The sequence below is a fragment of the Methyloceanibacter sp. genome (genome assembly GCF_058506495.1).
On sequence record NZ_JBZMXT010000034.1, the window covers coordinates 1 to 23,777 of the forward strand.

The 23,777-nt window shown below is 58.8% G+C and carries 25 protein-coding genes, 1 tRNA gene and 1 pseudogene; 19 read left to right on the top strand and 8 right to left on the bottom strand.

Going from position 1 to position 23,777, the window contains the following annotated elements; all coding sequences use genetic code 11:
• Positions 1 to 66: 66 nt before the first annotated feature.
• A pseudogene (locus tag AC33YF_RS07800) lies at positions 67 to 180 on the top strand (hypothetical protein); the annotation flags it as partial.
• 199 nt (positions 181 to 379) lie between these two features.
• Here AC33YF_RS07800 and AC33YF_RS07805 read toward each other — a convergent pair.
• Positions 380 to 465, bottom strand: a tRNA-Leu gene (locus AC33YF_RS07805).
• A 155-nt stretch (positions 466 to 620) separates the two neighbouring features.
• Here AC33YF_RS07805 and AC33YF_RS07810 point away from each other — a divergent pair.
• The 4 genes from AC33YF_RS07810 (at position 621) to AC33YF_RS07825 (ending at position 2,948) form a co-directional block, all read left to right on the top strand.
• Entirely contained in the window at positions 621 to 1,202 is a 582-nt protein-coding gene (locus AC33YF_RS07810) for a YqaA family protein (protein ID WP_491776637.1), read from the top strand.
• 2 nt (positions 1,203 to 1,204) lie between these two features.
• Positions 1,205 to 1,702 carry a disulfide bond formation protein B gene (locus tag AC33YF_RS07815; protein ID WP_491776638.1) on the top strand — a complete coding sequence of 166 codons (498 nt, stop codon included), beginning with the start codon at positions 1,205 to 1,207 and terminating at the stop codon, positions 1,700 to 1,702.
• Between the two features lie 109 nt (positions 1,703 to 1,811).
• On the top strand, positions 1,812 to 2,207 hold the full coding sequence (locus AC33YF_RS07820) for a thioredoxin family protein (protein WP_491776639.1): 396 nt from the start codon (positions 1,812 to 1,814) through the stop codon (positions 2,205 to 2,207).
• Between the two features lie 21 nt (positions 2,208 to 2,228).
• On the top strand, positions 2,229 to 2,948 hold the full coding sequence (locus AC33YF_RS07825) for a cytochrome c biogenesis CcdA family protein (RefSeq protein ID WP_491776640.1): 720 nt from the start codon (positions 2,229 to 2,231) through the stop codon (positions 2,946 to 2,948).
• A gap of 26 nt (positions 2,949 to 2,974) precedes the next feature.
• Here AC33YF_RS07825 and AC33YF_RS07830 read toward each other — a convergent pair whose 3' ends face one another.
• From AC33YF_RS07830 to AC33YF_RS07845, 4 genes are all read right to left on the bottom strand, one after another.
• Positions 2,975 to 3,541 (bottom strand): HNH endonuclease, encoded by a 567-nt coding sequence (locus tag AC33YF_RS07830; RefSeq protein ID WP_491776641.1) that lies wholly within the window; start codon positions 3,539 to 3,541, stop codon positions 2,975 to 2,977.
• 115 nt (positions 3,542 to 3,656) lie between these two features.
• A complete protein-coding gene (locus tag AC33YF_RS07835; protein ID WP_491776642.1) occupies positions 3,657 to 4,328 on the bottom strand; it encodes an alpha/beta hydrolase in 672 nt (223 codons plus the stop codon).
• 28 nt (positions 4,329 to 4,356) lie between these two features.
• The gene (gene bfr / locus AC33YF_RS07840; protein ID WP_491776643.1) at positions 4,357 to 4,848 is read right to left on the bottom strand and encodes a bacterioferritin; all 492 of its coding nucleotides are present in this window, start codon (positions 4,846 to 4,848) and stop codon (positions 4,357 to 4,359) included.
• A gap of 59 nt (positions 4,849 to 4,907) precedes the next feature.
• Positions 4,908 to 5,222 carry a (2Fe-2S)-binding protein gene (locus AC33YF_RS07845; RefSeq protein WP_491776644.1) on the bottom strand — a complete coding sequence of 105 codons (315 nt, stop codon included), beginning with the start codon at positions 5,220 to 5,222 and terminating at the stop codon, positions 4,908 to 4,910.
• A gap of 180 nt (positions 5,223 to 5,402) precedes the next feature.
• On the opposite strand from AC33YF_RS07845, the gene AC33YF_RS07850 reads away from it, so the two are divergent.
• On the top strand, positions 5,403 to 6,935 hold the full coding sequence (locus AC33YF_RS07850; RefSeq protein WP_491776645.1) for a response regulator: 1,533 nt from the start codon (positions 5,403 to 5,405) through the stop codon (positions 6,933 to 6,935).
• A gap of 22 nt (positions 6,936 to 6,957) precedes the next feature.
• Here the strand turns inward: AC33YF_RS07850 and AC33YF_RS07855 are convergent, their stop codons facing one another.
• Entirely contained in the window at positions 6,958 to 8,958 is a 2,001-nt protein-coding gene (locus AC33YF_RS07855) for a methylmalonyl-CoA mutase family protein (RefSeq protein WP_491776646.1), read from the bottom strand.
• A 386-nt stretch (positions 8,959 to 9,344) separates the two neighbouring features.
• Between AC33YF_RS07855 and ccrA the strand changes: the two genes are divergently transcribed.
• The 11 genes from ccrA to AC33YF_RS07910 all read left to right on the top strand — a co-directional run bounded on the left by ccrA (position 9,345) and on the right by AC33YF_RS07910 (position 19,215).
• Positions 9,345 to 10,661, top strand: a complete 1,317-nt coding sequence (ccrA, locus tag AC33YF_RS07860; protein ID WP_491776647.1) for a crotonyl-CoA carboxylase/reductase — start codon at positions 9,345 to 9,347, stop codon at positions 10,659 to 10,661.
• Positions 10,662 to 11,022: 361 nt separating this feature from the next.
• On the top strand, positions 11,023 to 12,690 hold the full coding sequence (locus AC33YF_RS07865; protein ID WP_491776648.1) for an acyl-CoA dehydrogenase family protein: 1,668 nt from the start codon (positions 11,023 to 11,025) through the stop codon (positions 12,688 to 12,690).
• A complete protein-coding gene (locus AC33YF_RS07870; protein ID WP_491776649.1) occupies positions 12,687 to 13,202 on the top strand; it encodes a TspO/MBR family protein in 516 nt (171 codons plus the stop codon). The genes AC33YF_RS07865 and AC33YF_RS07870 overlap by 4 nt, the downstream gene beginning before the upstream one ends.
• Positions 13,203 to 13,211: 9 nt before the next feature.
• Entirely contained in the window at positions 13,212 to 14,039 is an 828-nt protein-coding gene (locus AC33YF_RS07875) for an SDR family oxidoreductase (RefSeq protein WP_491776650.1), read from the top strand.
• Positions 14,040 to 14,103: 64 nt separating this feature from the next.
• Entirely contained in the window at positions 14,104 to 14,307 is a 204-nt protein-coding gene (locus AC33YF_RS07880) for a twin transmembrane helix small protein (protein WP_491776660.1), read from the top strand.
• A 98-nt stretch (positions 14,308 to 14,405) separates the two neighbouring features.
• Positions 14,406 to 14,984 (top strand): cob(I)yrinic acid a,c-diamide adenosyltransferase, encoded by a 579-nt coding sequence (locus AC33YF_RS07885; RefSeq protein WP_491776651.1) that lies wholly within the window; start codon positions 14,406 to 14,408, stop codon positions 14,982 to 14,984.
• Positions 14,985 to 15,001: 17 nt separating this feature from the next.
• Complete coding sequence (locus AC33YF_RS07890) at positions 15,002 to 15,715, top strand: rhomboid family intramembrane serine protease (protein WP_491776652.1); 714 nt, start codon at positions 15,002 to 15,004, stop codon at positions 15,713 to 15,715.
• Between the two features lie 141 nt (positions 15,716 to 15,856).
• Positions 15,857 to 16,606 carry an electron transfer flavoprotein subunit beta/FixA family protein gene (locus AC33YF_RS07895; RefSeq protein ID WP_491776653.1) on the top strand — a complete coding sequence of 250 codons (750 nt, stop codon included), beginning with the start codon at positions 15,857 to 15,859 and terminating at the stop codon, positions 16,604 to 16,606.
• Positions 16,606 to 17,556, top strand: coding sequence for an electron transfer flavoprotein subunit alpha/FixB family protein (locus tag AC33YF_RS07900; RefSeq protein ID WP_491776654.1), 951 nt, complete (start codon positions 16,606 to 16,608; stop codon positions 17,554 to 17,556). Before AC33YF_RS07895 ends, AC33YF_RS07900 begins: the two co-directional genes overlap by 1 nt.
• Before the next feature lie 39 nt (positions 17,557 to 17,595).
• Entirely contained in the window at positions 17,596 to 18,519 is a 924-nt protein-coding gene (locus tag AC33YF_RS07905) for a 3-hydroxybutyryl-CoA dehydrogenase (RefSeq protein WP_491776655.1), read from the top strand.
• 21 nt (positions 18,520 to 18,540) lie between these two features.
• Positions 18,541 to 19,215 carry a hypothetical protein gene (locus tag AC33YF_RS07910; protein WP_491776656.1) on the top strand — a complete coding sequence of 225 codons (675 nt, stop codon included), beginning with the start codon at positions 18,541 to 18,543 and terminating at the stop codon, positions 19,213 to 19,215.
• A gap of 617 nt (positions 19,216 to 19,832) precedes the next feature.
• Here AC33YF_RS07910 and AC33YF_RS07915 read toward each other — a convergent pair.
• Complete coding sequence (locus AC33YF_RS07915) at positions 19,833 to 20,711, bottom strand: ion transporter (protein WP_491776657.1); 879 nt, start codon at positions 20,709 to 20,711, stop codon at positions 19,833 to 19,835.
• Between the two features lie 64 nt (positions 20,712 to 20,775).
• Between AC33YF_RS07915 and AC33YF_RS07920 the strand changes: the two genes are divergently transcribed.
• Positions 20,776 to 21,015, top strand: a complete 240-nt coding sequence (locus AC33YF_RS07920) for a hypothetical protein (protein ID WP_491776658.1) — start codon at positions 20,776 to 20,778, stop codon at positions 21,013 to 21,015.
• 138 nt (positions 21,016 to 21,153) lie between these two features.
• Here AC33YF_RS07920 and AC33YF_RS07925 read toward each other — a convergent pair whose 3' ends face one another.
• Positions 21,154 to 21,987, bottom strand: a complete 834-nt coding sequence (locus tag AC33YF_RS07925; protein WP_491776661.1) for an LssY C-terminal domain-containing protein — start codon at positions 21,985 to 21,987, stop codon at positions 21,154 to 21,156.
• A gap of 382 nt (positions 21,988 to 22,369) precedes the next feature.
• On the opposite strand from AC33YF_RS07925, the gene AC33YF_RS07930 reads away from it, so the two are divergent.
• A partial coding sequence (locus AC33YF_RS07930) for a cytochrome ubiquinol oxidase subunit I (RefSeq protein ID WP_491776659.1) occupies positions 22,370 to 23,777 on the top strand: 1,408 nt, incomplete at its 3' end.

Consider the following 23,777-nt stretch of genomic DNA (forward strand, 5'->3'; position numbering starts at 1 on the left):
GGCGGGGGCGCGGGGCTCAAGGGCAAGGCGGGCGGCGTCTCGGAAGACCGCCCTACGACGCGCTACATTTGGCTCACGCGGGGGGACGGCAAGGTGCGCCTTTCCCGCGCGGCCAATGACGGCCGCGTCTTCGCCTGGGACGATCCTCCGCCCACGGGCCATCCGGGCGAGGACTATCGCTGCGGCTGCTGGGCCGAGCCATATGTGCCGGCGGAGCCGTCCGTCCCCGGTGCCCAACAGTTCTTTAACATCACCCTGCAGGACGTCTCTGACGAAGGCCCGCCTTGGCCAGCAAGGAGTGGCGATCCGTGCGTGTCTTCGCGCTCTAGAGGGACAATGCCCTGTTCGTGGGCTGGTCATGTCGAGAGGTGGACGGTGGTGGTGCCCCAGGCCGGACTCGAACCAGCACGCCCTTGCGGACAACAGATTTTGAGTCTGTCGCGTCTACCATTCCGCCACTGGGGCCAAAGCCACTGATGTCCAAGGTGCGCGAACATGGGGCAAGCCCTGCGCCCGGTCAATATCTTCGGTTGCGTTCAGGATACCCGGCATCGCATCGCAGAGACGAAGTTCGACACCTGCGATGGACAGCGGCGGCGTCGCCCGCTAAAGGAAGCGCCATGTTCAGGCGCGCCTACGACAAGATGATGGATCTCGCGGCGCACCGTAGGGCGCCCTGGGCGCTCGCGGGCGTGTCTTTTGTCGAGAGCTCCGTCTTCCCCATCCCGCCCGATGTGATGCTGATTCCGATGGTGCTCGCCGAACGGCAGAAGGCCTGGCTCTTCGCTGCCATCGCCACCATCGCGTCGGTTCTCGGGGGCATTTTTGGCTATATCATCGGGTATTTCCTGTTCGACACGATCGGTCAGCCCATCCTGAACTTCTATGGCTATGGCGAGAAATTCGAGGACTTCGCGGCGCGCTATAACGAGTTTGGCGCCTGGATCGTGTTTATCGCGGGCGTGACTCCGTTCCCCTACAAGGTCATCACGATCGCCAGCGGCGTCACTCAGCTGAACTTTTTTGTGTTCATGGTTGCGAGCGTCCTGGCGCGGGGGATCCGTTTCTTTGCGGTCGCCGGCCTACTTTATTGGTTCGGGCCCCCGATCAAGGGCTTCATCGACAAGTATTTCGGCCTCTTATCGATCGTCTTCGTGATCCTCTTGATTGGCGGGTTCGTGCTCATCAGATATGTGATGTGAGCATGGATGACACGCGTGACAGCCTCGCCGGGCAGCTAATGGCGGTGAGCGCCGTTCTCTCCGGTGCTGCGCTTCTAACGATCTTGGCCGCGCACGCCTTCGAGGAGTTCGGCGGCTACGCGCCGTGCCCGCTCTGTCTTCAAGAGCGCTACGCTTACTATTTCGGGGTGCCCGCAGCGGTGGTCGCCTTCTTCGCCGCGCGGAGCGAAAGCTTCGGCGTTGCCCGACTCGTGCTTGTGCTGATCGCGATCGGGTTTCTCATCAATATGGGTCTTGGCATCTACCACGCGGGAGCGGAGTGGAAATGGTGGCCTGGGCCCGACACTTGCGCCGGTGGGTTTGCCCTCGAATGGGGCGAGGAGGGCATCGTGGAAACGCCCGTCATCCGCTGCGATGAGGCGCCCTGGCACTTTCTTGGCCTGTCGTTCGCGGGCTGGAACGTCGTTGTTTCCGCAGCTCTAGCCGGATTGGCGTTTTGGGCCGCGGCCCGGCGCACCTGAATCGCCCTTTTCGATGTGCACTCACGACAATTTCAAATGCCTTGATTCGCGGCTCGCGCTGCAACGCTGTTACGTAAGTCTCGAGAGTTTCACTTTTTCGGAGGTAACGATGACCCAGATTCGTGCGTTGTTTGCTGGCCTCGTGGCCATTTTTCTCGTGGCGTCTGTGCCCGCATCCGCAGCTGATGTGAAAGCCTTTAGCCCAGAGGCCTTAGCTGAAGCGCAAAGCGCCGGGAAGCCGATCCTTGTGGATGTCTTCGCCGAGTGGTGCTCGACCTGCAAAGCGCAGAAGCCAATCCTTGCGGACCTCAAGAAGCAGCCGAAGTACAAAGATCTCGTGGTCCTGACGGCCGATTTCGACAAGGACAAGGAAGCCCTCAAGGACTTGGGCGTCCAAAAGCAGAGCACGTTGATCGTGTTCAAGGGCGATCAGGAACTCGTGCGGTCAATCGGCTCGACAGATCCGTTGGCGATCGAAGGGATGCTCGACCTGACGCTGCTCTAAGCGTCTCGTCGAAGACGCGCCATGATCGCAACGCTCGGGCTCGCGCTCCTTGCCGGCATCCTGTCGGTCCTGTCGCCCTGCGTCTTGCCACTTCTGCCCATCGTCTTCGGCACGGCGCAAAGCGAACATAGGCTAGGGCCGGCGGCACTCGCCTGCGGCGTCGCTGTATCCTTCACTGTCATCGGCTTGTTCGTCGCCACGATCGGCTTCGCGATTGGCCTCGATACGGACTTTTTCAGAATGGTGGCGGCGGTGCTTCTCATCGCCTTTGGCGTTGTACTGATAGTGCCGAGTTTGCAAGCGCAGGTCGCTCTCGCCGCGGGACCGGTTGGAAATTGGGTCGACGACCGTTTTGGTGGCTTCAGTGGCAACAGCCTTTGGGGCCAGTTTGGCGTTGGCGCACTCTTGGGCGCCGTCTGGGTCCCTTGTGTGGGCCCAACGCTCGGCGCGGCTTCTGTCTTGGCGGCCAAGGGCGAAGACCTCGGTCAGGTTGCGCTGACAATGCTCGCATTTGGTGTCGGCGCCGCGCTGCCGCTTATGGCGCTGGGCTTTGCGTCACGCGAGGCGACGCAGCGGTGGCGCGGTCGGCTCGCAGAGGCCAGCAAGAGCGGCAAAATGCTGCTCGGAGCGCTGCTCGTCATCGTCGGGCTGCTGGTGGCGACTGGCGCGGACAAGGCGCTAGAGACCTACCTCGTCAACGCATCTCCAGATTGGCTCAACAGCCTTACCACCCGCTATTAGCCCAGGCCCAAGCACCTGTTTCGTACTTACGGCTCCAGCTCGGTATCCCAGTAGAGATAGTCCAGCCAGCTTTCGTGCAAATAGTTGGGCGGGAACAGCCGCCCGTTGCGGTGGAGCTCGAATACTGTGGGTCTGTATGGCGTCTGCGCCGGCCACAGCTTACCTCTGCTCGGCATCTCCCCGCCCTTGGCAAGATTACAGGGCGCGCACGCTGTCACCACGTTGTCCCAGCGTGTAAGCCCGCCTCGATTGCGGGGGATGAGATGGTCAAAGGTGAGATCTTTGCCGCTCCCGCAATACTGACAGGTGAAGCGGTCACGCAGAAACACGTTGAATCGCGTGAAGGCAGGATAGAGCGCCGGGCGCACATAGTTCTTTAGCGAGACGACACTTGGCAGTTTCATCTCGAAAGAGGGCGAGTGCACCGCGTGATCGTACTCGGACACGATGTTCACACGGTCCAGGAAAACCGCCTTCACCGTATCCTGCCAATTCCACAAAGAGAGGGGATAGTAAGAGAGGGGACGGTAGTCTGCATTCAGCACGAGCGCGGGATATGTCCCCGGTGCGGCCGATGCGGTTGCGACGTTCAAGGCCCTCAAGTCCTCTTCATTGCCCGTCGCACTCGGGCAGCTTGGTTGCCGCGGGGGATACTATAAGCACGTGTCACGAATGTGAAGAACCCTAGATGATGTGATTGTGACACTCTCACCCCGCCGTTAGCGCGCCTGCGAAGGCTTGTGTAAGAAACTGGCCCCCAAGTCGTAAGCCGTCGCCGTCGATGCCGTGTCCAATCCCGATGCTTACATGCCATTGGACGCTCAAACCTGCCTGTCCCAAGGCCTCCCGCGCCATTGTCATTGCTTCGACAGGGATGACCTCGTCCATGTCACCGTGAACCAACAGAATTGCAGGGGCTTGTCCGGGCGCCGGAAGTTCCTCAACCGTCGCAAGTGCGCCGGAGTAGCCGACGATAGCCGTCGGCTTGTCTTTGCGGGTCAATCCCACGGAGAGGGCCATCATTGTGCCTTGGCTGAAGCCGACGAGCGCGAGTGATTCGGCCGTCAGTCCTTGGCGTTCCAGTTCCGCGTCGAGGAAAGAATCGAGGGCTGGGGCGGCACGCTTAACGCCGGCCCCGATGATTGACATGTCGCCCATGGATAGATCGAACCACTGGCAGCCCATGGGCGCCATGCCGCAAGGCTCCGGCGCGTTGGGCGATACAAAGGCTGCATGGGGTAGAAGAGGTGCCCACTCACGCCCGAGCCCGATCAGGTCGTTTCCGTCCGCGCCGTAGCCGTGGAGGAAAACAACCAGTTGCCTCGGCGGCCCACCAGCGGCCGGCGCCAATCGCGGACCGTCAAGCTCAGATGTTGCCATTACTTCTGGGTTCCCGCCGAGATGATGCCTAGTCGCCTTCGATATTGTCGGCCGACTTGGCATTGAGCTGGCCGTAGTTCTGTGCCCCGATGTCGTTTAGTAGGCCGAGCTGAGTTTCGATGTAATCGATATGGCCTTCTTCATCCTTCAGCAGGTCCTCGAACAACAACATGCTGACATAGTCCTCTTCCTCGCGGCAGGCCGCGCGGGCTTCCATGTAGAGGGCGCGGGCGCTGTACTCGGCCTTCAGGTCGCACTCCAGGATCTCTTTGACATTCTGCCCAATCATGAGGGGATCGAGCTTCTGCATGTTGGGGAAACCCTCGAGGAAGATGATGCGCGTTACGAGTTGGTCTGCGTGCTGCATCTCTTCGATCGACTCTTCGCGTTCCTTGTCGGCAAGCTTCTGATAGCCCCAATCGTCGAGCAACCGGTAGTGGAGCCAGTATTGATTGACAGCCGTAAGCTCGTGCGTCAGCGATTTGTTCAGATAGTCGATTACTCTGGTATTGCCCTTCATCAGAACCTCTTCTCGCTTTGTTAGTTTAGAACCGTTGTAAAGTACTTTGGCGGGCGTGGCTAGTCTGCAGGCGGCGTGTCATCGAATGGTGATCTATGTGGAAGGGACGCGGCCGAGCTCGGTCCTTCTTCGTCGTAGCCAACGATGAGTCTTACGACCAGGGGCATGCAATCCCCGCACTTCGGCTGTTTGCCTAGTGTCTTGTAGATCAGCCCAGGCGTTAAGACGACAAACGGGTCCTTTGTCCTCAATGCCCCGACGGCTTCGTGAATCTCCTCGGAAGTGAGGATGGTGCAAGAGCAAATAATCATTGCGTATTTCTTGGTGCCGCGCGTGCCCTGTTCTGCCCTTCCGCAGTAGCGTGGGGTGGCCATTTGGGCCGAACCCAAATCTCAACGAGGTGCTGCCGATCCATCGCTAGAAAATTGCGGGGATAGAGGTCTTTAAAGCGGCGACTTAGGGAATCGTCAACCAACTCACTTAGCAGCGTCTTAAACCATCTCTCACATGCTCTGTCCTTTTAGGACGCAGTTGACCATTGGGTGGGGCAAAAAATGCAGGGCAACGAACTACGCGCCGACGATCTCTACGGACAGATCGAAGGCCTGGCGGCAGAGCTTGAGGCTGAGCGTCGCGCGCGCCTCGCTGCGGAGGCAGCGAACGCAGGCACTCTGGGGCTTATCAGTGTCGTCAGTAAAAAACTGCGTCCCCCGATGGAATCGGTCACCGCTCTAACCGATAGGATTCTCGATGGGCCGCTCAACCTAGCGCAGCGGCGCGACGCAGAAACTCTTTCGCATTCGATGCATCGCATTCTCAGCGCGCTTTCTGAGGTACTCGACTTCAGCACGCTTCAGTCCGGCGAGGCCGACTTTTCGGTGGAGCCCTTCGATCTCCATGCGCTCGTCCGAGAGGCTGCCTCGGCACTACAAGCCTGTGCGGCTGCAAAGGGGTTGAGCAGCAGCGTGGACATGGCGCCAAACTGTCCTCGTCACATTGTCGGTGACGCTATGCGCGTCCGCCAGGTGCTCATGACACTGATGGAGTCCTCGATACGGGGAACCAAGGCAGGATCGATTCGCCTCTATGTGAGCGTCAACGATGCCGCCTCACCGGTGACGGTACGCTTCGACATTACAGACACGAGTCCTGGCCTCACGCCGCAAAAACAGGTCGAGCTGTTTCAGCCGTCGGCCGATACTTCGCGGCCCGACGGTGGTCTTGGAATGCCGATCGCGCGGCGGATCGCGGAGGCGATGGGGGGCGAGGTTTCCTGCGATAGCGCTACGGGACAGGGCGCATTGTATTGGTTCACATTCAAGGCCATTGTCGACGAAAGCACGACAGAGGACGGCGAGATGGAGTCCGCTTCGGCCGAGTTGATTGAACTCGATGTCGAGGACGCGGTCGTGCCGCCGGAGGCTATGCTTGAGGAGGTCGACGCGGAGCCGACTATAGGCGAGATGGTGCCGACGCCCGCGCCCGAGTCGCTCCCGGAACCGAAAGCTGAACAGGCGCCTGCGTCCGAGCCGGCAATCGAGCCCGCGCCTGAGCCCGAGTATATCCAGCAGGCCACGACAGACGTCGCTTCAAAACGCGAGCATGCGGGGTCTCTTGCCGGTCATGTCCTCATGATCGAGGACAACTCGGTCAACCGGTTGCTGATCGGGGCCTATCTGGACGAGTTCGGTCTCACCTTCGATGTCGCAGAGACCGGCGCGGCCGCGCTGCTGTGTCTGGACCAGCGTCCCTACGATGCCGTGCTTATGGACACAGTCCTCCCGGACTATCGTGGGCTCGACTTGGCGCAGCGCATACGGTCGCAAGAGTCGACGACCTCGCATGTGCCGATCGTCGCGCTCACGACGCTCTCGGATACAGAAGACGATCCGACCTATGTTGAGGCGGGCGTTAATGCCTCGGTGGACAAGCCAATCCAAGGGCTCGAACTCTATGCGGCGCTCGTGCCGCTCGTTTCCTCAAAGAAGGAAGAAGCCGTAGACAACGATGAAGCCTTAGACAACGAAGAAGCCGTCGACAAGGAAACAGCCTCAGACGAGGACGCTACGTGGACACCCGTCTTCTGAGAACGCTCCAGAGAGGTTCTCGTCAGCCGGCTTTGGCAAGGGCGTCGACGTTATCGTTCACGAGTCCAACGATGCCAGTCATGATCTCGTTGAGTTGGAAGTCCTTGGGCGTGTAAACGGCGGATGCGCCGCATTGCTTGAGGATGTTGACGTCCTCCTGCGGAATAATGCCTCCGACCACCACCGGGACATCGCTCATCCCCGCCTCGCGGAGTTTCTGCACCACATCGCGCACAAGCGAGACATGGGATCCGGAGAGGATTGAGAGACCCACGACATGGGCTTTCGCTTCCTTGGCCTGGGAAACAATCTCCGCAGGCGTTAAACGAATGCCGTCATAAACCACCTTCATGCCCACATCGTCGGCTCGTACGGCAATCTGTTCCGCGCCATTCGAGTGGCCGTCGAGCCCAGGTTTGCCAACCACGAATGTCAGTGTACGGCCTAGTTTGCCGGACACCTGGCTGACCAGATCGCGAATCTCGGACATGCGTGCGTCGTCGACTTCGTGTGTCGCGCCGATGCCGGTGGGTGCTCTGTATTCGCCGAATACCTCACGAAGAACCGTGCCCCACTCACCGGTGGTAACGCCAGCTTTTGCGGCGGCAATTGAAGGAGGCATAATATTGCGACCTTCGACGGCGGCTTCTTTCAAGTCGGCTAGAACCTGGTTCACCACCGCATTGTCCCGGTTCTGCCGCCAGGCCTGCAGTGCGGCGATCTGCTCGAGCTCCACCGATTCCGGAACGGTCAGGATACCTTCTACACCCGAGTCGAGCGGCGAAGGCTCAGTTTCCGTATAGGCGTTGACGCCCACCAGAACTTGATCCCCTCTTTCGATGTCGGCCACACGCGCCGCATTCGAAGCAATCAGCGACTCCTTCATGTAGTCGATGCCAGCCACCGCACCGCCCATGGCATCCAACTTGGCCAGTTCCGCCCGGGCTTGTTCCTTCAGCTCTTCGACCTTCTGATCGATCACATCCGATCCGTCGAAAATATCCTGGTACTCCAACAGGTCTGTCTCGTAGGCCACAATCTGCTGCAACCGCAGCGACCATTGCTGATCCCATGGGCGCGGCAAGCCCAGTGCCTCGTTCCAGGCAGGGAGCTGCACGGCGCGCGCGCGGGATTTCTTCGACAACGTTACGGCCAGCATCGAAAGCAGAATTCGATAAACGTTGTTCTCCGGCTGCTGCTCGGTCAGGCCAAGCGAGTTGACCTGCACGCCATAGCGGAAACGACGCAGCTTGGGTTCCTCGACGCCGTAACGTTCCCTTGTGATTTCGTCCCAGAGGTCCACGAAGGCTCGCATCTTCGAGACCTCAGTGATGAATCGGACTCCCGCGTTCACGAAGAAGCTGATGGCTGCAACGACCTTCGGGAATCGCTCCTCTGGAACTTCTCCGGATTCCTTCACCCGATCTAGCACAGCCTGCGCGGTTGCCAGCGCGAAAGCCAGCTCCTGCGCCGGCGTCGCACCCGCTTCCTGCAGGTGATATGAGCAGACATTGGTCGGGTTCCACTTCGGCACTTCCTGGTTCGTGAACACGATCACGTCCTTGATGAGCCGCAACGAGGGGTCCGGCGGAAACACATAGGTGCCGCGCGAGAGATATTCCTTGATGATGTCATTCTGCACGGTGCCCGTTAGTTTGGCTCGGTCCGTGCCCTGTTCATCTGCAAGAGAGACGTAGAGAGAGAGCAACCACGCGGCCGGCGCATTGATCGTCATCGACGTGTTCATCTCGCCGAGGGGGATGCCGTCCAGCAGCGTTCTCATGTCACCGAGATGCGAGACGGGTACGCCAACCTTCCCCACTTCACCTCGCGCCAACGGCGAGTCGGAGTCGTATCCCGTCTGCGTTGGCAGATCGAAGGCGATGGAAAGCCCAGTCTGCCCCTTGGCCAAGTTCTTCCGATACAGTTCATTCGACGCCTTCGCTGTCGAATGGCCTGCATAGGTGCGGAACATCCACGGTCTGTCTCGCACCGGCTTGTCGCTGTCTGTTTTGCCGCTCATCGCTACTGCCGAAATTGTCCCCTGTTGGTGTGCGGTGCATCGAAGCATGCTCGAGGCTTGTGAGCAACATGCGGTTCAAAAGGTTGTAAATGGGATGGTGGACCTATCCTAGGCATGCAAAGTGGTTGGGGCTGTGCCAGTACCCGCAACGCATAATCGATTCTTCCTCTGGCAAGATGCGCTTCTTTTTGCTAACCCTCCTGTCCGATTAAGGCAGCCCTGCCAAAATTTGGGCAATTCCAAGAGAGCCCCGGCGCTTTTGGCGCTGGCTAGCAGATTCGATCTGCGGCCCGCAAAAATGTTGCAGTTGCGAGATGGATCGAACACAATTCTCGCCGCTGCGAAAAATAGCGCCCCGACAGATATAGGATGGGTGGGACAACTGGATGAATGAGATGTCGATAGGTGAAGTGTCAGCAGATGCACCCGCTCCGCGCGGCGAAATCAAGGATCTTTACGAGGTCGGTGAGATTCCGCCCCTCGGTCATGTGCCGAAGAACATGTACGCCTGGGCGATTCGCCAGGACCGCGAAGGTCCTCCAGATGAAGCCATGCAGGTCGAAGTGGTGCCTACTTGGGAGCTAGACTCTCATGATGTGCTCGTTCTCGTGATGGCCGCGGGTGTCAATTATAACGGCGTTTGGGCGTCGCTCGGCACACCGATTTCCATGTTCAACGTTCATAAGAATGCTCTTCATATCGCGGGTTCCGACGCATCGGGCATCGTCTGGGCCGTCGGCTCCAAGGTTACGCGCTGGAAGGTCGGCGACGAGGTCGTCATCCACTGCAACCAGGACGATGGCGATGACGAGGAGTGCAACGGTGGCGATCCGATGTTCTCCACGTCGCAGCGCATTTGGGGCTATGAGACGCCGGACGGCGCATTTGCGCAGTTCGCCCGCGTTCAGGACCGGCAGCTTCTGCCACGTCCGCAGCACCTCACGTGGGAAGAGGCGGCTTGCTACACACTCACACTGGCTACGTCTTATCGCATGCTGTTCGGACATCGTCCGCATACGCTCAAGCCGGGTCATAACGTCTTGGTTTGGGGCGCGTCGGGCGGCCTGGGATCGATGGCGATTCAGCTTTGCGCGACGGCGGGCGCTAATGCCATTGGCGTTGTGTCCGAAGACGACAAGCGCGACTTCGTTATGTCGCTTGGCGCGAAGGGCGTGATCAACCGGAAAGACTTCAATTGCTGGGGCCAGCTGCCGAAAGTGGGTACGCCGGAGTTCGACACGTGGCTCAAAGAAGCCCGTAAGTTTGGTAAGGCGATCTGGGACATCACCGGTAAGGGCGTAAACGTGGATTGCGTGTTTGAGCACCCGGGTGAGGCAACGTTCCCGGTTTCAACCTTGATCACTAAGCGCGGCGGCATGATCGTGTTCTGCGCCGGTACCACCGGCTACAACCTGACCATGGACGCACGCTACGTGTGGATGCACCAAAAGCGGGTTCAAGGATCGCATTTTGCGCATTTGCAGCAAGCCAGCATGGCGAACAAACTCGTGATCGAGCGCCATATCGATCCCTGCATGTCCGAAGTGTTCCCATGGGATCAGATCCCCAAGGCGCATATGCGCATGTGGAACAATGAGCACCGTCCCGGCAACATGGCCGTGCTGGTGAGCGCTCCTGTTACAGGGCTTCGTACGTTCGAGGACGTGATCGAGGCGAGCGAGGAGACACACGGCAAGGCCTAAGGGCTCGCTGACACAAGGCTTACGGCTGTCTCAGCAGCCACGCTACGCCCTGGACTATTCAGTCTGGGGCGTTTGCGTTTTTGGGTGAACGTCTTTGAAACGCAGCCCAGTATGCGGTGATGGCCAGCCTCATCGGACGCGGCGCGTGGCATTCGATGCCATTTGTTGCTTGCTAATCCGTTTGGTCCTCAGAAACGTAACAGGTAGAGCGCTCAAACCGCCAAATGAACGGACTTCAGGCTCGTTAGGGCCGCGCTTCGGTCTCGTCTGGGATCGCCGCTAAACTTCGCATTTGACTCCCGAAGCCGGTCGGGTTTCGTTGTCTGTAATCTCATAAATCAAGCTTTCCGAGGATAATGCCGTGAACGCCCCCGAAACCACCACCGATCGTTTGATTCCGCTACTGGATGCCGCTGCCGAATCCGCCGAAAAACTGGGTTCGGTGACCATTGAGTCTGTGAAAGGCAAGCTTGCACCCAACGGTAAGATCGACAATGCGGCACTGGAGCGTGAGCAGCATGTCGCACACGGTCTTGCTTGGGTCGCGACGTACGTCGAAGGCATCCGTCAAATGGCGGACTACGCCAAACGTGCTTCAGGCGAAGGGCGCTTCGGCGAGCTGGAAGGGCTGCTGACCCAAATCGTGGTCGGGGAGTATCTGGCTCAACTCGCTGGCGGTGTTGTCATGAGCCAAGGCGAAGTGGTCCGCTTGCACGAACTTAGTGTGCCGGATGCAGCACAAGGGGCCTTTCTCAACGATAATGTTGTTGCTCTCATCCGGAGCGTAACGCCCGAGATCCGCGCTCGTGTTTCGACACTGATCCAGGATGCAGAAAGCGCGGCTGCGGCCAATTATGGCGACCCGTGTCTCGATGAGACGTATGAAGAAATTCGGAACGAGATGCGGCGCTTCTCGTTGGCCGAGGTTCTGCCTCATGCGCAAGAGTGGCACCTCAAAGACGATTACATTCCGCTGGAGCTCGTCAATCAGATGGCCGAGCTCGGCGTGTTCTCGCTGACCCTGCCGGAGGAGTATGGCGGCTTAGGTCTTGGCAAAGAGGCGATGTGCGTTGTCTCCGAGGAACTTTCGCGTGGCTATATCGGCGTTGGTTCGCTCGGAACGCGCTCCGAAATCGCCGAGGAACTCATCCACAATGGCGGCACGGATGCACAGAAGGAGGAGTGGCTTCCAAAGATCGCCAGCGGCGAAATCCTTCCAACGGCTGTCTTCACCGAGCCAAACACCGGCTCCGATCTCGCCTCGCTCAGCACACGTGCGGTGAAGGACGGGGATGTCTACAAGATCACGGGTCAGAAAACCTGGATCACGCACGCGGCCCGCGCTGATCTCATGACGGTGTTGGCGCGCACGGATCCGAATGAGAAGGGCTATCGCGGTCTGTCGATGTTTCTGGCCCCTAAGCCACGCGGCACGGACGACAACCCCTTCCCGGCAGCGGGCATGACGGGTGGTGAAATCGAGGTCCTTGGATATCGGGGCATGAAGGAGTTCGATATCTCCTTCGACAATTTCGAAGTGCCCGCGGAGAATTTGCTGGGCGGCGAAGAGGGTCAAGGCTTCAAACAGCTCATGCAGACCTTCGAGGCGGCGCGGATCCAGACCGCCGCGCGGGCCGTTGGTGTCGCGCAATCGGCGCTCGATATCGGTTTGCGCTACGGCATCGAGCGGGTCCAGTTTGGCAAACCGATCATCAACTTCCCTCGCGTTTCCGATAAGCTGGTCATGATCGCAGCGGAAATCCTGTTTGCCCGTCAGCTCACATACTATTCCGCTCGGAAGAAAGATGCTGGCGAGAGGTGCGACCTTGAAGCTGGGATGGCCAAGCTATTGGCCGCGCGTATGGCTTGGGCCGCCGCTGACAACGCTCTACAGATCCACGGGGGGAACGGTTTTGCGCTCGAGTACCCGATCAGTCGTGTCCTTTGCGATGCCCGCATTCTGTCGATTTTCGAAGGTGCGGCCGAGATCCAAGCTCATGTCATTGCACGACGCTTGCTTGAGCAATGAGTAGCGCTGCCGAGCCGATCGCGTCCAAACGGTCTTTGATTGGGCTCGGCATTGCTCTGCTTATCTGCTTTGGCGCCTCCTTCGTCGGTAATGCGTTCACCGCCCCGAATCTCGCCTGGTACGCCACACTCGAGAAGCCGAGCTTCAACCCGCCGAATAGCGTCTTCCCCATCGTTTGGACGATCCTGTTCGCGATGATGGCGGTGTCGGCATGGCTCGTCTGGCGGGCCGAGGCTGACGAGGGCGACAAGAAGACGGCCCTGACCTGGTTTGGTGTGCAGCTCGCGCTCAACGTGGCGTGGCCCTTCGCATTCTTTCAAATGCAGAGCCCGATCTTCGGCCTTGCGGTGATCTTGTGGCTTGTCGTGGCGATCGGCATGACGATGGTGTTCTTCGATCGCGTTAGTCGCGTCGCCGCCCTGTTACTTGCGCCTTATCTCCTGTGGGTGTGTTTCGCCTCGGGCTTGAACTTTGCTGTTTGGGCTTTGAACGCTAATGCGGCGTCATCCTAAGGAGAGACGATGTCTCAGCGCTCCGTCCTTATTACCGGCTGCTCGTCCGGGATCGGGCTCGCCGCCGCGGAGACGATGCGAGACCGCGGTTGGCGGGTATTTGCGACGGCACGTGCGCCCGAGCACCTTGAACACCTCACGGACACAGTAGGCGTCGAGAGCGTCTATCTCGACTACACAGAACCAGAGTCGATCGCGGCGGCGGCGGATCACGTGCTCGAGGCGACGGACGGGAGTTTGAACGCGCTCTTTAACAACGGAGCCTACGGGCAGCCTGGCGCTATCGAAGATCTACCAACCGATGCTTTGCGCGCACAGTTCGAGGCCAATGTCTTCGGTTGGCACGACCTAACTCGCCGGATGATCGCACCGATGCGGGCGCGCAACGCGGGGCGAATCGTTCAGTGTTCTTCCGTTCTCGGCCTGCTCGCTGCGCCCTACCGCGGGGCCTATTGTGCGTCGAAGTTTGCAATCGAGGCTCTGACAGACACGCTTCGGATGGAACTAAAGGACACCGGGATATACGTTACGCTGATAGAGCCTGGCCCTATTCGCACACGCTTCGTCGAGACCGCTATCAAACACTACAAGCGCCATATCGATATGGATAACTCAGCACACAGCGCGATTTATCGAGAGCGCCTTGCAAGAATGGAAGACGGCGGGCAGATGGCGTTTAAGCTGGAACCGGAGGCGGTCTGCCAACGGCTTATTCACGCGCTCGAAGCCAAACGGCCCAAGACGCGTTACTACGTTACGGTGCCGACATTCGTTGGCGCCTATTTGCGACGGGTTTTGCCGACGCGCGCGCTCGATTTTGTCGCCGCGAAGAACTAAGTTCGTCAGTCCGGCGCAGTTCGCGCCCAGAATCACCCGTTGAAGCGGGGGGCGGCTGGAGGCCATTTTGGAATACATACTTCGTTGGATATTGCCGTTCGCGGTCTTGTTGGTCGTAATTGTTCTTGTCTTCGGTTTGTTCAACATGCTGCGGGGCGGCAACCCGAATCTCAGCCAGAAATTGATGCGCGCGAGAGTGCTTTTGCAGCTCGTGGCGCTTATCGTGGCAATGGCGATCGCCTATCTGGCTGGAATGCGTCCGAGCTAGGCAAAGCTTGACCCCGCCCGGGGCGCAGCTACGTTGGTTGGGGACTATCGGGGGCTTCTGTCGATACGCCCAGCGCTCGGGGCCAGTTTTGGGGCAAAATGGTCAAGCTCAATAAGATCTACACGCGAACCGGCGACGACGGCACGACAGCGCTTGGCACGGGCGACCGTGTTGCGAAATACGACCTTCGCGTGGAGGCTTACGGTACGGTCGACGAAACCAACGCGACGGTCGGGCTGGCAAGGCTGCACACTGGCGCGTCGGATCCCAAGCTCGACGAGATGCTGATGCGGATCCAGAACGATCTGTTCGATCTCGGGGCTGACCTTTGCTTTCCGGAAGAGATGAAAAAGGGAGAAGCCGCACTTCGGGTGACTGCCGCGCAGATCGAGCGGCTGGAAGCTGAGATCGACGAGATGAACAGTGCCCTCGATCCGCTTCGTTCCTTCGTCTTGCCCGGAGGATCACCCGCAGCAGCTTATCTTCATCTGGCCCGTACGGTTTGTCGTCGCGCTGAGCGCCTCGTGGCGGCTCTGGCTTCGCGGCCTATGGAGCCAGTCAGCGCGCAGGCGGCAGGTTATATCAACCGGCTTTCGGATTTCCTGTTCGTTGCGGCGCGCTACGCGAACGATAAGGGTGCCTCCGACGTTTTGTGGGTGCCCGGTCAGAATCGCTGAAGCGGGGTGATGCAGCGGTGTTTGTCCCCCTCCATGACACCAATCCTCTCAAGAAGATACGCTTTCCCTACGTGACGGTTGGGCTAATCGTCCTGAACGTTGCGGCCTACGTTGTCTTGCAAACGGGATGGTTCATTCCGTTGGAGGACGAAGACGTAACGGCCTTTGCCGTGGTGCCGGCGCAGCTGCTGGCGAATGCCGGCGGCGAAAGCCGGTTCCTAGCCTCCGGCGCGGTTCTCGTTCCTGAGCGCCTGACACTCCTCACCTACATGTTCATCCACGGTGGTTGGGTCCACTTGATCGGCAACATGCTGTTTTTGTGGGTTTTCGGCGACAATATCGAAGACGCAATGGGTCATATGCGCTTCGTCATGTTCTACTTGATGTGCGGGATCTTTGCTGCCCTGGCCCATATCTTCATGCTGCCGAACTCGGATCTTCCGCTGATCGGCGCATCTGGCGCTGTGGCAGGGATTATCTCAGCCTATTTGATCCTGCACCCAAAGGTAAAGATTTGGGTTCTCGCGCTTTGGCGGATTCCCATTCGGATCACCGCGGCGTGGGCACTAGGCATTTGGATCCTGGCGCAGTTCGTCAATCTCTTCTTCCCAAGTGAAGAAGCCATTGCGTGGTGGGCACATCTTGGCGGACTGCTCGCCGGCGCCCTTCTTATCCTGTTTATGCGCCGCCGCGGGGTCGTGCTTTTCGACCGCACGCGGGGAGGTGCGTAAGGCGTCCGCGGGGTGCCTTTCGGGCAACCTTGTCACCATTGACTTGAGTGATTTCGGGTTATACGGTCGCGGCCATTTCGCATGTGCGAGATGCTGACTTTGGGGGCAAGTCACACCCTCTCGGGGAACAAAAAGAACCACATGAAAATCCTTGTGCCGATCAAACGCGTCATCGACTACAACGTGAAGATCCGGGTGAAGACCGACGGTAGCGGCGTCGACCTGGCCAACGTGAAAATGTCGATGAATCCGTTTTGCGAGATCGCCGTCGAAGAGGCGGTCCGGATGAAGGAGCGCGGTGAGGCAAGCGAAGTCGTCGCCGTCTCGATCGGCAGCGCAAAATCACAGGACACACTTCGAACAGCGCTCGCGATGGGCGCGGATCGCGCGATTTTGGTGAAGACGGATGCCACGGTAGAGCCGCTGGCCGTTGCCAAGGTTCTGCAAGCCGTCGTCAAGAACGAGTCCCCGGATCTCATCATTCTTGGTAAACAAGCGATCGACGACGACTGCAATCAAACCGGACAGATGCTTGCAGGTTTGTTGGATGTCCCACAAGGAACGTTCGCGTCGAAAGTCGAGCTGAATGGGGATCGGGTGAACGTTACCCGTGAGGTCGATGGCGGTCTGGAGACCGTCTCACTTGCAAAGCCCGCCGTCATTACCACGGACTTGCGGCTGAACGAGCCCCGTTATGCATCTTTGCCGAACATCATGAAGGCGAAGAAGAAGCCGATCGACGAAACGACACCGGAGGAGCTGGGTGTCGATGTGGCGCCGAGACTCACCGTACTCACCGTTGAAGAACCGAAGGGGCGTGAGGCCGGTATCAAGGTCGACGATGTTGAGACCCTTGTTGATAAGCTCAAAAACGAAGCGGGAGTTCTATAATGGCCGTCCTGCTGCTTGCTGAGCACGACAACGAGACACTCGCGCCGACAACTGCTAAAGCACTGACGGCGGCGCGGGCTTTCGGCGCCGATGTCGACATCTTGGTTGCCGGAGAGGGCTGCCAAGCTGTGGCTGACGAGGCTGCAAAGCTCCAAGGCGTCAGGAAGGTGCTCCTTGCGGAGGCCCCGCAGCTCGCACATCGGCTTGCAGAGGACACAACAGCCACAGTTGTTCCTCTCATGGCGAACTATTCGGTTCTGCTTGCGCCAGCAACGACTACGGGTAAGAACGTATTGCCGCGTGTTGCTGCCCTCCTAGACGTCGGGCAGATATCGGACATTATCGAAGTGAAGTCGCCAGACACGTTCGTGCGGCCCATCTATGCGGGCAATGCACTGGAGACCGTTCAGACTTCTGACAAGACCATTGTCGCCACTGTGCGAACGACCGCATTCTCCGCGACGGGTGAGGGCGGATCGGCCAGCGTCGAGACGGTCGGTCCCGGTGAAGAGGTGCCGTCCTCCAGCTTCGTAGGCGCGGAGATTACCGAGAGCGAACGGCCTGAACTGACCTCCGCGCGTGTCGTAATTTCCGGCGGTCGCGGGATGGAATCAGGCGAGAATTTCGAGAAGCTGATCGCGCCGATCGCCGATCGGCTTGGGGCGGCGATGGGTGCATCCCGGGCTGCCGTTGATTCTGGTTTTATGCCAAACGATTACCAGGTCGGACAGACAGGCAAAGTTGTTGCGCCGGAGTTATATGTCGCCGTTGGTATTTCGGGCGCGATACAGCATCTCGCCGGCATGAAAGACTCCAAGGTTATCGTTGCAATCAACAAGGACGCAGAGGCCCCAATTTTCCAGGTTGCGGATTACGGTCTCGTCGGCGATCTGTTCGAGGTCCTGCCCGAACTCAATGATGAGTTGAAAAAGGCGGGCTACGGAGATTAGCCGTGTGCATAATGTGCGCGGCTGGCTGGGTAAGTCATGATGGGTGGGGCGCTAGGCGGCCCGTCCTCGGATCAGGAGCGTAGAGTGGAGCCTATTCGCAAAGTGGGCGTCGTCGGTGCGGGCCAGATGGGCACTGGGATCGCGCATGTGGTCGCGCTGAGCGGCTACGATGTGGCGATCAACGATCTTGCCAAGGACCGCTATGATGCGGCGGTTGAGGCGATCGCCAAGAATTTGGCGCGACAGGCATCAAAGGGAAAAATCTCCGAAGACGACAAAGCGGCTGCTCTCGAGCGAATATCCTTCGCCGAGAGCTACGAAGGATTGTCTGAAGCCGATCTCGTGATTGAAGCGGCGACGGAAGACGAAGCCGTTAAGCGCAAGATTTTCGTTTCGGTATGTCCATTCCTGAAGCCTGACACGATCCTGGCCACAAACACCTCGTCGATCTCCATTACGCGCCTGGCCGCGACAACCGACCGACCAGAGCGTTTCATTGGCATGCATTTCATGAACCCGGTTCCGGTTATGGAGCTCGTGGAGATGATTCGTGGCATCGCAACAGACGATGCGACGTTCGCGCGCGCCAAGGATCTTGTCGGCTCACTGGGCAAGACCATTGCAGTTTCGGAAGATTTTCCGGCCTTTATGGTCAACCGTATTCTTCTGCCGATGATCAACGAAGCCGTCTACACGCTCTATGAGGGTGTTGGTTCCGTCGATGCTATCGATACAGCTATGCGGCTGGGCGCGAACCATCCGATGGGTCCATTGCAGCTAGCCGACTTCATCGGATTGGATACCTGTCTTTCTATCATGCAGGTTCTTTACGAAGGCCTGGCGGACTCGAAGTACCGGCCCTGCCCGCTTCTTGTGAAGTATGTAGAAGCGGGATGGTTGGGGCGTAAGTCCAGCCGCGGCTTCTACGATTACCGCGGTGATGAGCCGATGCCCACGCGCTAAGTCGCAATGGACCGGGTTGTCGTGGCACAGAGGCTTGGGCCTGTTCCGTGGCGCTGTATTTGGGGTGGATGGATGGGGGCTTTTTCTCGCGGGTTTGCTGGCTTTGCGGTGGCGCTGTTTGCGCTCTCTGTGAGTACAAGCCTATCTGCCGCGTGCAAGCCTGAAAATGCCTTGTATGAGGACGACTTCGAGTTTTTGGATGTCTCCTGGGGAGCGGCAGACGATAGTATTCTCGTTGAGGACGGCACGCTCGTGATCAACGGCTCAGGCGGCCTGGTCAACTTGGAAACCAAGACGAAAGGTGCGGCGATCTGCGTCGACGTCAGCATTAAGGAAGCGGCAGAGGTCCCGAGCAGCCCCGCCGGTGTGGTGTTTTGGTGGCAGGATTGGAAGAACTACTACGCCGTTTTCCTCTGGGCCGACGGATGGCTGGAAGTGCGCCGCATGGATGATGGCAAATCGAAGACGCTGTTCACGCAGCAGACCGGCGCGCTTGAGGCCGGTGCTGGCGCCATAAACAGTATTCAGCTCAGCTTGCGGTCAAAAGACACGACGTTGTCTGTCAATGCGCAGGAAGTTCGGCGATTTAAGGCTAAGCGCCCTAAGGACGGCGGCGCTGTTGGGCTCTACGGTGTCTCGCCGGACACTGCGCCCGCAAAATTCGGCTTTGACAATTTTATTGTCGATGAGCGCTGAGCACTTGCATTAGCGCCCGAAGAGCCAATCCTCAAAACTCGCGTGCGTTAATCGCGTACCGTCCAAAACTGTCATTCGCGATATTTGCCGCGGCTCAGATCGTTGGCGTGCAGGGCTGGCGGGCGCGCGCACGTCTCTGACGGCCGAGCGTGTCCCCGCTTGCTCAGGTGCAAGAGGGTCGGTCGCATGGGGACTTCTGGTCTCCGGCGTCCGGCTCGTGTCTGGCCATTCTGCATCTAACATGCGCGAGGCTGGCCCCAATTGGTCATTTCGCAACAGGCGCGGTTTGGGCAGTGTCGGAGCAGGACGCAACTGGTTGGCTGATGCCTTGGATGCCCGTGTGGTCCGCTCTCCTCCGGGATTGTCCATCGACGAGGGAGACGGGTGTTGCGCGCTTCGAAGGCTTGTGGCCGAACTCTCGGCGATCGCGCCGCTCGGTCCGGCGAGACTGGGGATTAGGGCGGCAAGCACTAAGGCGGCGTATCTCAACATGCCCTTTAATTACGACCGGTGGCACCGCCCGGCAAGCCGTTCATTACTCAATCCGGTGCTCGGACGTGCCGGGCCTGGGAATCTCCCAATCGACCTGGACCGACACATTTGGGCAGAGTCGCTGCCTAGGGCTCGCTACGTCTAGGCCCGCCGGCGAGCGTGTCGGGCAGAGTCTCAAGACGCGCCTCAATTCTCGCAAGCCGCGCATCGATCGACGGTGCCGTGATCGGGTTCTCGCTGGCAATCATCTCCGGCGCGTGTGCGCCGAGGTTTCCTTCAATCTTCTCATGCTCGCTCTGCAGCGTTTGGATGACGATGCCGATCATCATGTTGAGGAAAATGAATGCCACCAAGAAAATGAAGGTGAGGTAGAACAGCCAGCTCAACGGATAGACTTCCATCGTCTCATACATCACGTCGGTCCAATCCTCGAAGGTAGCGACGCGGAATAGGGTCAGCATGGCGATGGAGATGTTGCCCCAAAGTGTGGCGTTGATGTCCGCGAAGAAGATGCTGCCTGCCGCCCCGTAGATGTAGAAGATGATGAACATCAGGAGCGTGACATACCCCATCCGAGGGATGGCCTGGAGGAGAGCATTAAGCAACACCTGAAGTTCTGGAATCATCGAGACGAGTCGCATAACGCGGAAGATGCGCAGGAGTCGCCCCAGTAGCGCCATTTCGCTCTCATCGATTGGAATCAGGCTTGCGCTAACAATCAGAAAGTCAAAAACGTTCCACCCCTTCGAGAAGAAGCGCTTCAAGTTTGGCTCGGCGGCCATTCTGATGAGTAGCTCAACGAGAAAAAAGATCGTGACTGCGTAGTCGAGGACCTTGAGCGCTGCAGTTAGTTTCGGCCCCAGCGGATAGGTGCCAATACCTACCTTGAGTGCCGAAATCACGATGACCGTGACGACGAACAACTCGAAAATCTTGTTGCTGCGAATATCGATAAACAATTTTTTCAGACCAGAAGCCCGGTCCATCAGTGTCTTGTCAGTCATTCGTCTCTCAGTATTGGGTGCGTCGTGACGGTGAGGTGATCGGCGATCCTAACGAGGATTGTGGTTGAAAGCCGTATTGCGGTTGGAGGCTCTCGTCATAGACAATGTAGGTGAGGATGGTCCAGGCACAGCCGGAGAGGTTCTAAGCTTGGGGGAAGAAATCGCGCTCAGAAACGGTAGCGACTTGGACGTGACGGCTCGCGGTTCAAACAAGCGTGCCAGCGCCCGGTCCATATCCGTCTCGCCGGTAGAGGTCCAACATCATGTGTCCGACGACTCTTGGCGGGCTAAGGTCCTGGTCTAGATGGTAAATTCCGCAGGCCGCGTTGTAGTCAATCTGTCACGTGAGGGGGCTAAGGTAGGTCATCCCTGACAAATATCTTGTCCAAGGAAAACCCCGGCCGCGCCAAGCGGTCGGGGTTTTCTTTTGTGCTTGACCAGCTCAAGTCGCGCGCGGCCCCGCCTCGGCAACGAGCGGCGCAATGGCGATAATGCCATCGGTCACGTAGTGATTGACCGTGCCGGCCTCGATTTCTTCGCCCGCTTGGTAAAGATCAATGACGCCAATAGTGCCGTGCCGCGATAGCTCCGCCATGATGAGATCTCGTTCCGCGTTGGTGTCTGAGTCTGTCGCATGAGTGATCTGAAACGTGAGACGGGTCAGTGAGAAGCCCGTATCCTTAGTGGCCGCCCCAACCCAAAGGACTGGCTCGCGCGTGTCCGGTCGGTGCGTGCCATGCCAGAAAACCTCGTCGACGGTCTCAGCCTCTGTCAGGCACTTTGCCCAGAACCGAACGTGATGGCGCTTTCGCGGGCTGTTGCCGATTGCCTTCTGGAACCCAATGTCCTGGCCCCGCCCGAACAGGTAGAGTGTTGAGAACGGCGCCGTGGGGTAAGACGAATTCAAGACGAAGGCCTTCACCATACCCCAGGAAGTCGAAAGCGCTAGCGGGTCGGCCTCATGCCATCCCGCTTTCGCAAACGCGGCCCTCAGCTCATCAAACGTTCCGACAAGACCCAAGTTGACCGGATCTCCAGGAAGGCCGTCGCCTGTAATGGTGAAACTCGGCACGTGCTGATGCCGTAGAACCATAAGGCCCATGCGCACAAAGTAGGGCAGGATAACGTAGGCCGCGACCGCATAGGTGGCCACAAGCGCGAGCACTGACGGTAGTTCGCCGTCGACCCATTGAAACACGTTGACAATCAGCCAAATGCCAATGGCGCCGAGGCTGAGGATCGCCAAGCGCTGAAGGATCAAGATTAGCAGTCTCACGTGCCCCAATAGAGCATAGATTCGGGTCAGTGCGCCGCAGAGAAAATGCCGCTCCGGCGAGACTTTAGGCCGCGCGGGCAGGGTCGATCTGCCAGCCAAAAGGACCTTTTCTGCGGTGCGGTTGCGCCAGCGCGCGGTTCGGCCGCCATCAGAGAGGTTCGTCGTCCTTGGTAGTTGCACCAACGCGTCGCTGGACGGATACCTTTGGTTAAGCTGCCGTAGCGCTTGCTACTGCGACAGCGGCATGTCGCGACGCCTGGGACCGCATCGAATTGCCACGTAAATTTTGCGCCTAGACACTTGTAGCTCGGCGCTCGCAAAGCGAATATCACAGGCGTGATTTGAGCATCGGGGCGCCAGCTCAGGGGGGATGAAGCCGGCCATGGAATTTGACGCGTTATTGCTCTCACGAATCCAATTTGCATTCGTGGTGGCGTTCCACATTCTCTTCCCAGCCTTCACGATCGGCCTTGCAGCATTCCTTGCGGTATGTGAGGGGCTTTGGCTCAAGACCGGTCACGATGTCTTCAAGCGGCTCTATCTCCATTGGGTGAAGATTTTCGCGCTCGCTTTTGCGATGGGCGTCGTATCCGGCGTGGTCATGTCCTACCAGTTTGGAACCAACTGGTCTGTCTTTGCGGACAAGACAGGTTCGGTGATGGGGCCGCTCCTTGGCTATGAGGTTCTAACGGCCTTCTTCCTTGAAGCGACATTCCTCGGCGTCATGCTATTTGGGTGGAATAGGGTCGGTAGGACACTGCACTTTGTCGCCACGTGCGCGGTGGCCATCGGAACGTCTTTGTCAGCTTTTTGGATTCTGGCAGCTAACAGCTGGATGCAAACGCCCGCCGGTTTTGCCCTGGATCCCGAAACAGGCACATTCTACGCCACCGACTGGATCGCGGTGATTTTCAACCCGAGCTTTCCGTCGCGTTACGTTCATATGATGCTCGCCGCATTCATAACGACAGCTGCCGTCATACTCGCAGCAGGCGCGTGGCAGATGTTGCGAGGACGTTCGTCACAACCGACCCGCTGGCAGACGCGCATGGCTGTAGGGACGCTCGCCGTCCTCATGCCGCTGCAGATCTGGGCGGGCCATTGGTCTGGCGATGTTGCTCATGAGCATCAACCGGCAAAAATCGCCGTCTTGGAAGGTTGGTGCGAGTCAAAAGATATTCAGGGTACGGTTCTTCTGGCCTGGCCCGCGGACAACGAGTGTGGTCATGATGTGATAGAGATCCCCAATACGAGCCCGATACTCTTCGCAAACGCCCATGGAGAGCTCAAAGGCATGGACGCCTTTGCCGAGGACCAGAGGCCGCCATTTTGGATCGTCTTCTGGAGCTTCCGATTCATGGTTGGCGCGGGTCTCATTCTACTGGGCCTCGCGTTTTGGGGTGTCTGGAAGTGGTGGCGCGGCACGATCGACACACCAGGTCTTTTCCATTGGCTTGCCGTCCCATCGGGCTCGCTGGGCTTTATCGCTGTTCTCACCGGCTGGATTACAGCCGAAGTCGGCCGTCAGCCTTGGACGGTTTACGATCATTTGACCACGGCGGAAAGCGTAGCGCCGGTTTCTACCGGACAGGTGGCAACGTCTTTGCTGGTCTTCATGGTGGTCTACGCGATCGTCTTCACGGCGGGGGCCGTCTACATGGCGCGGATCGCAACCCGCGGCTTCGAGGACGATGGAGCGGGTCCGCCAGCGGATAGCCGCCGCGCTCCGGGTTCGCCGCTTGGTTCAGTCGACGAGCCGGCGCAGGTTCCGGGCGACATTGTTGCAGCAG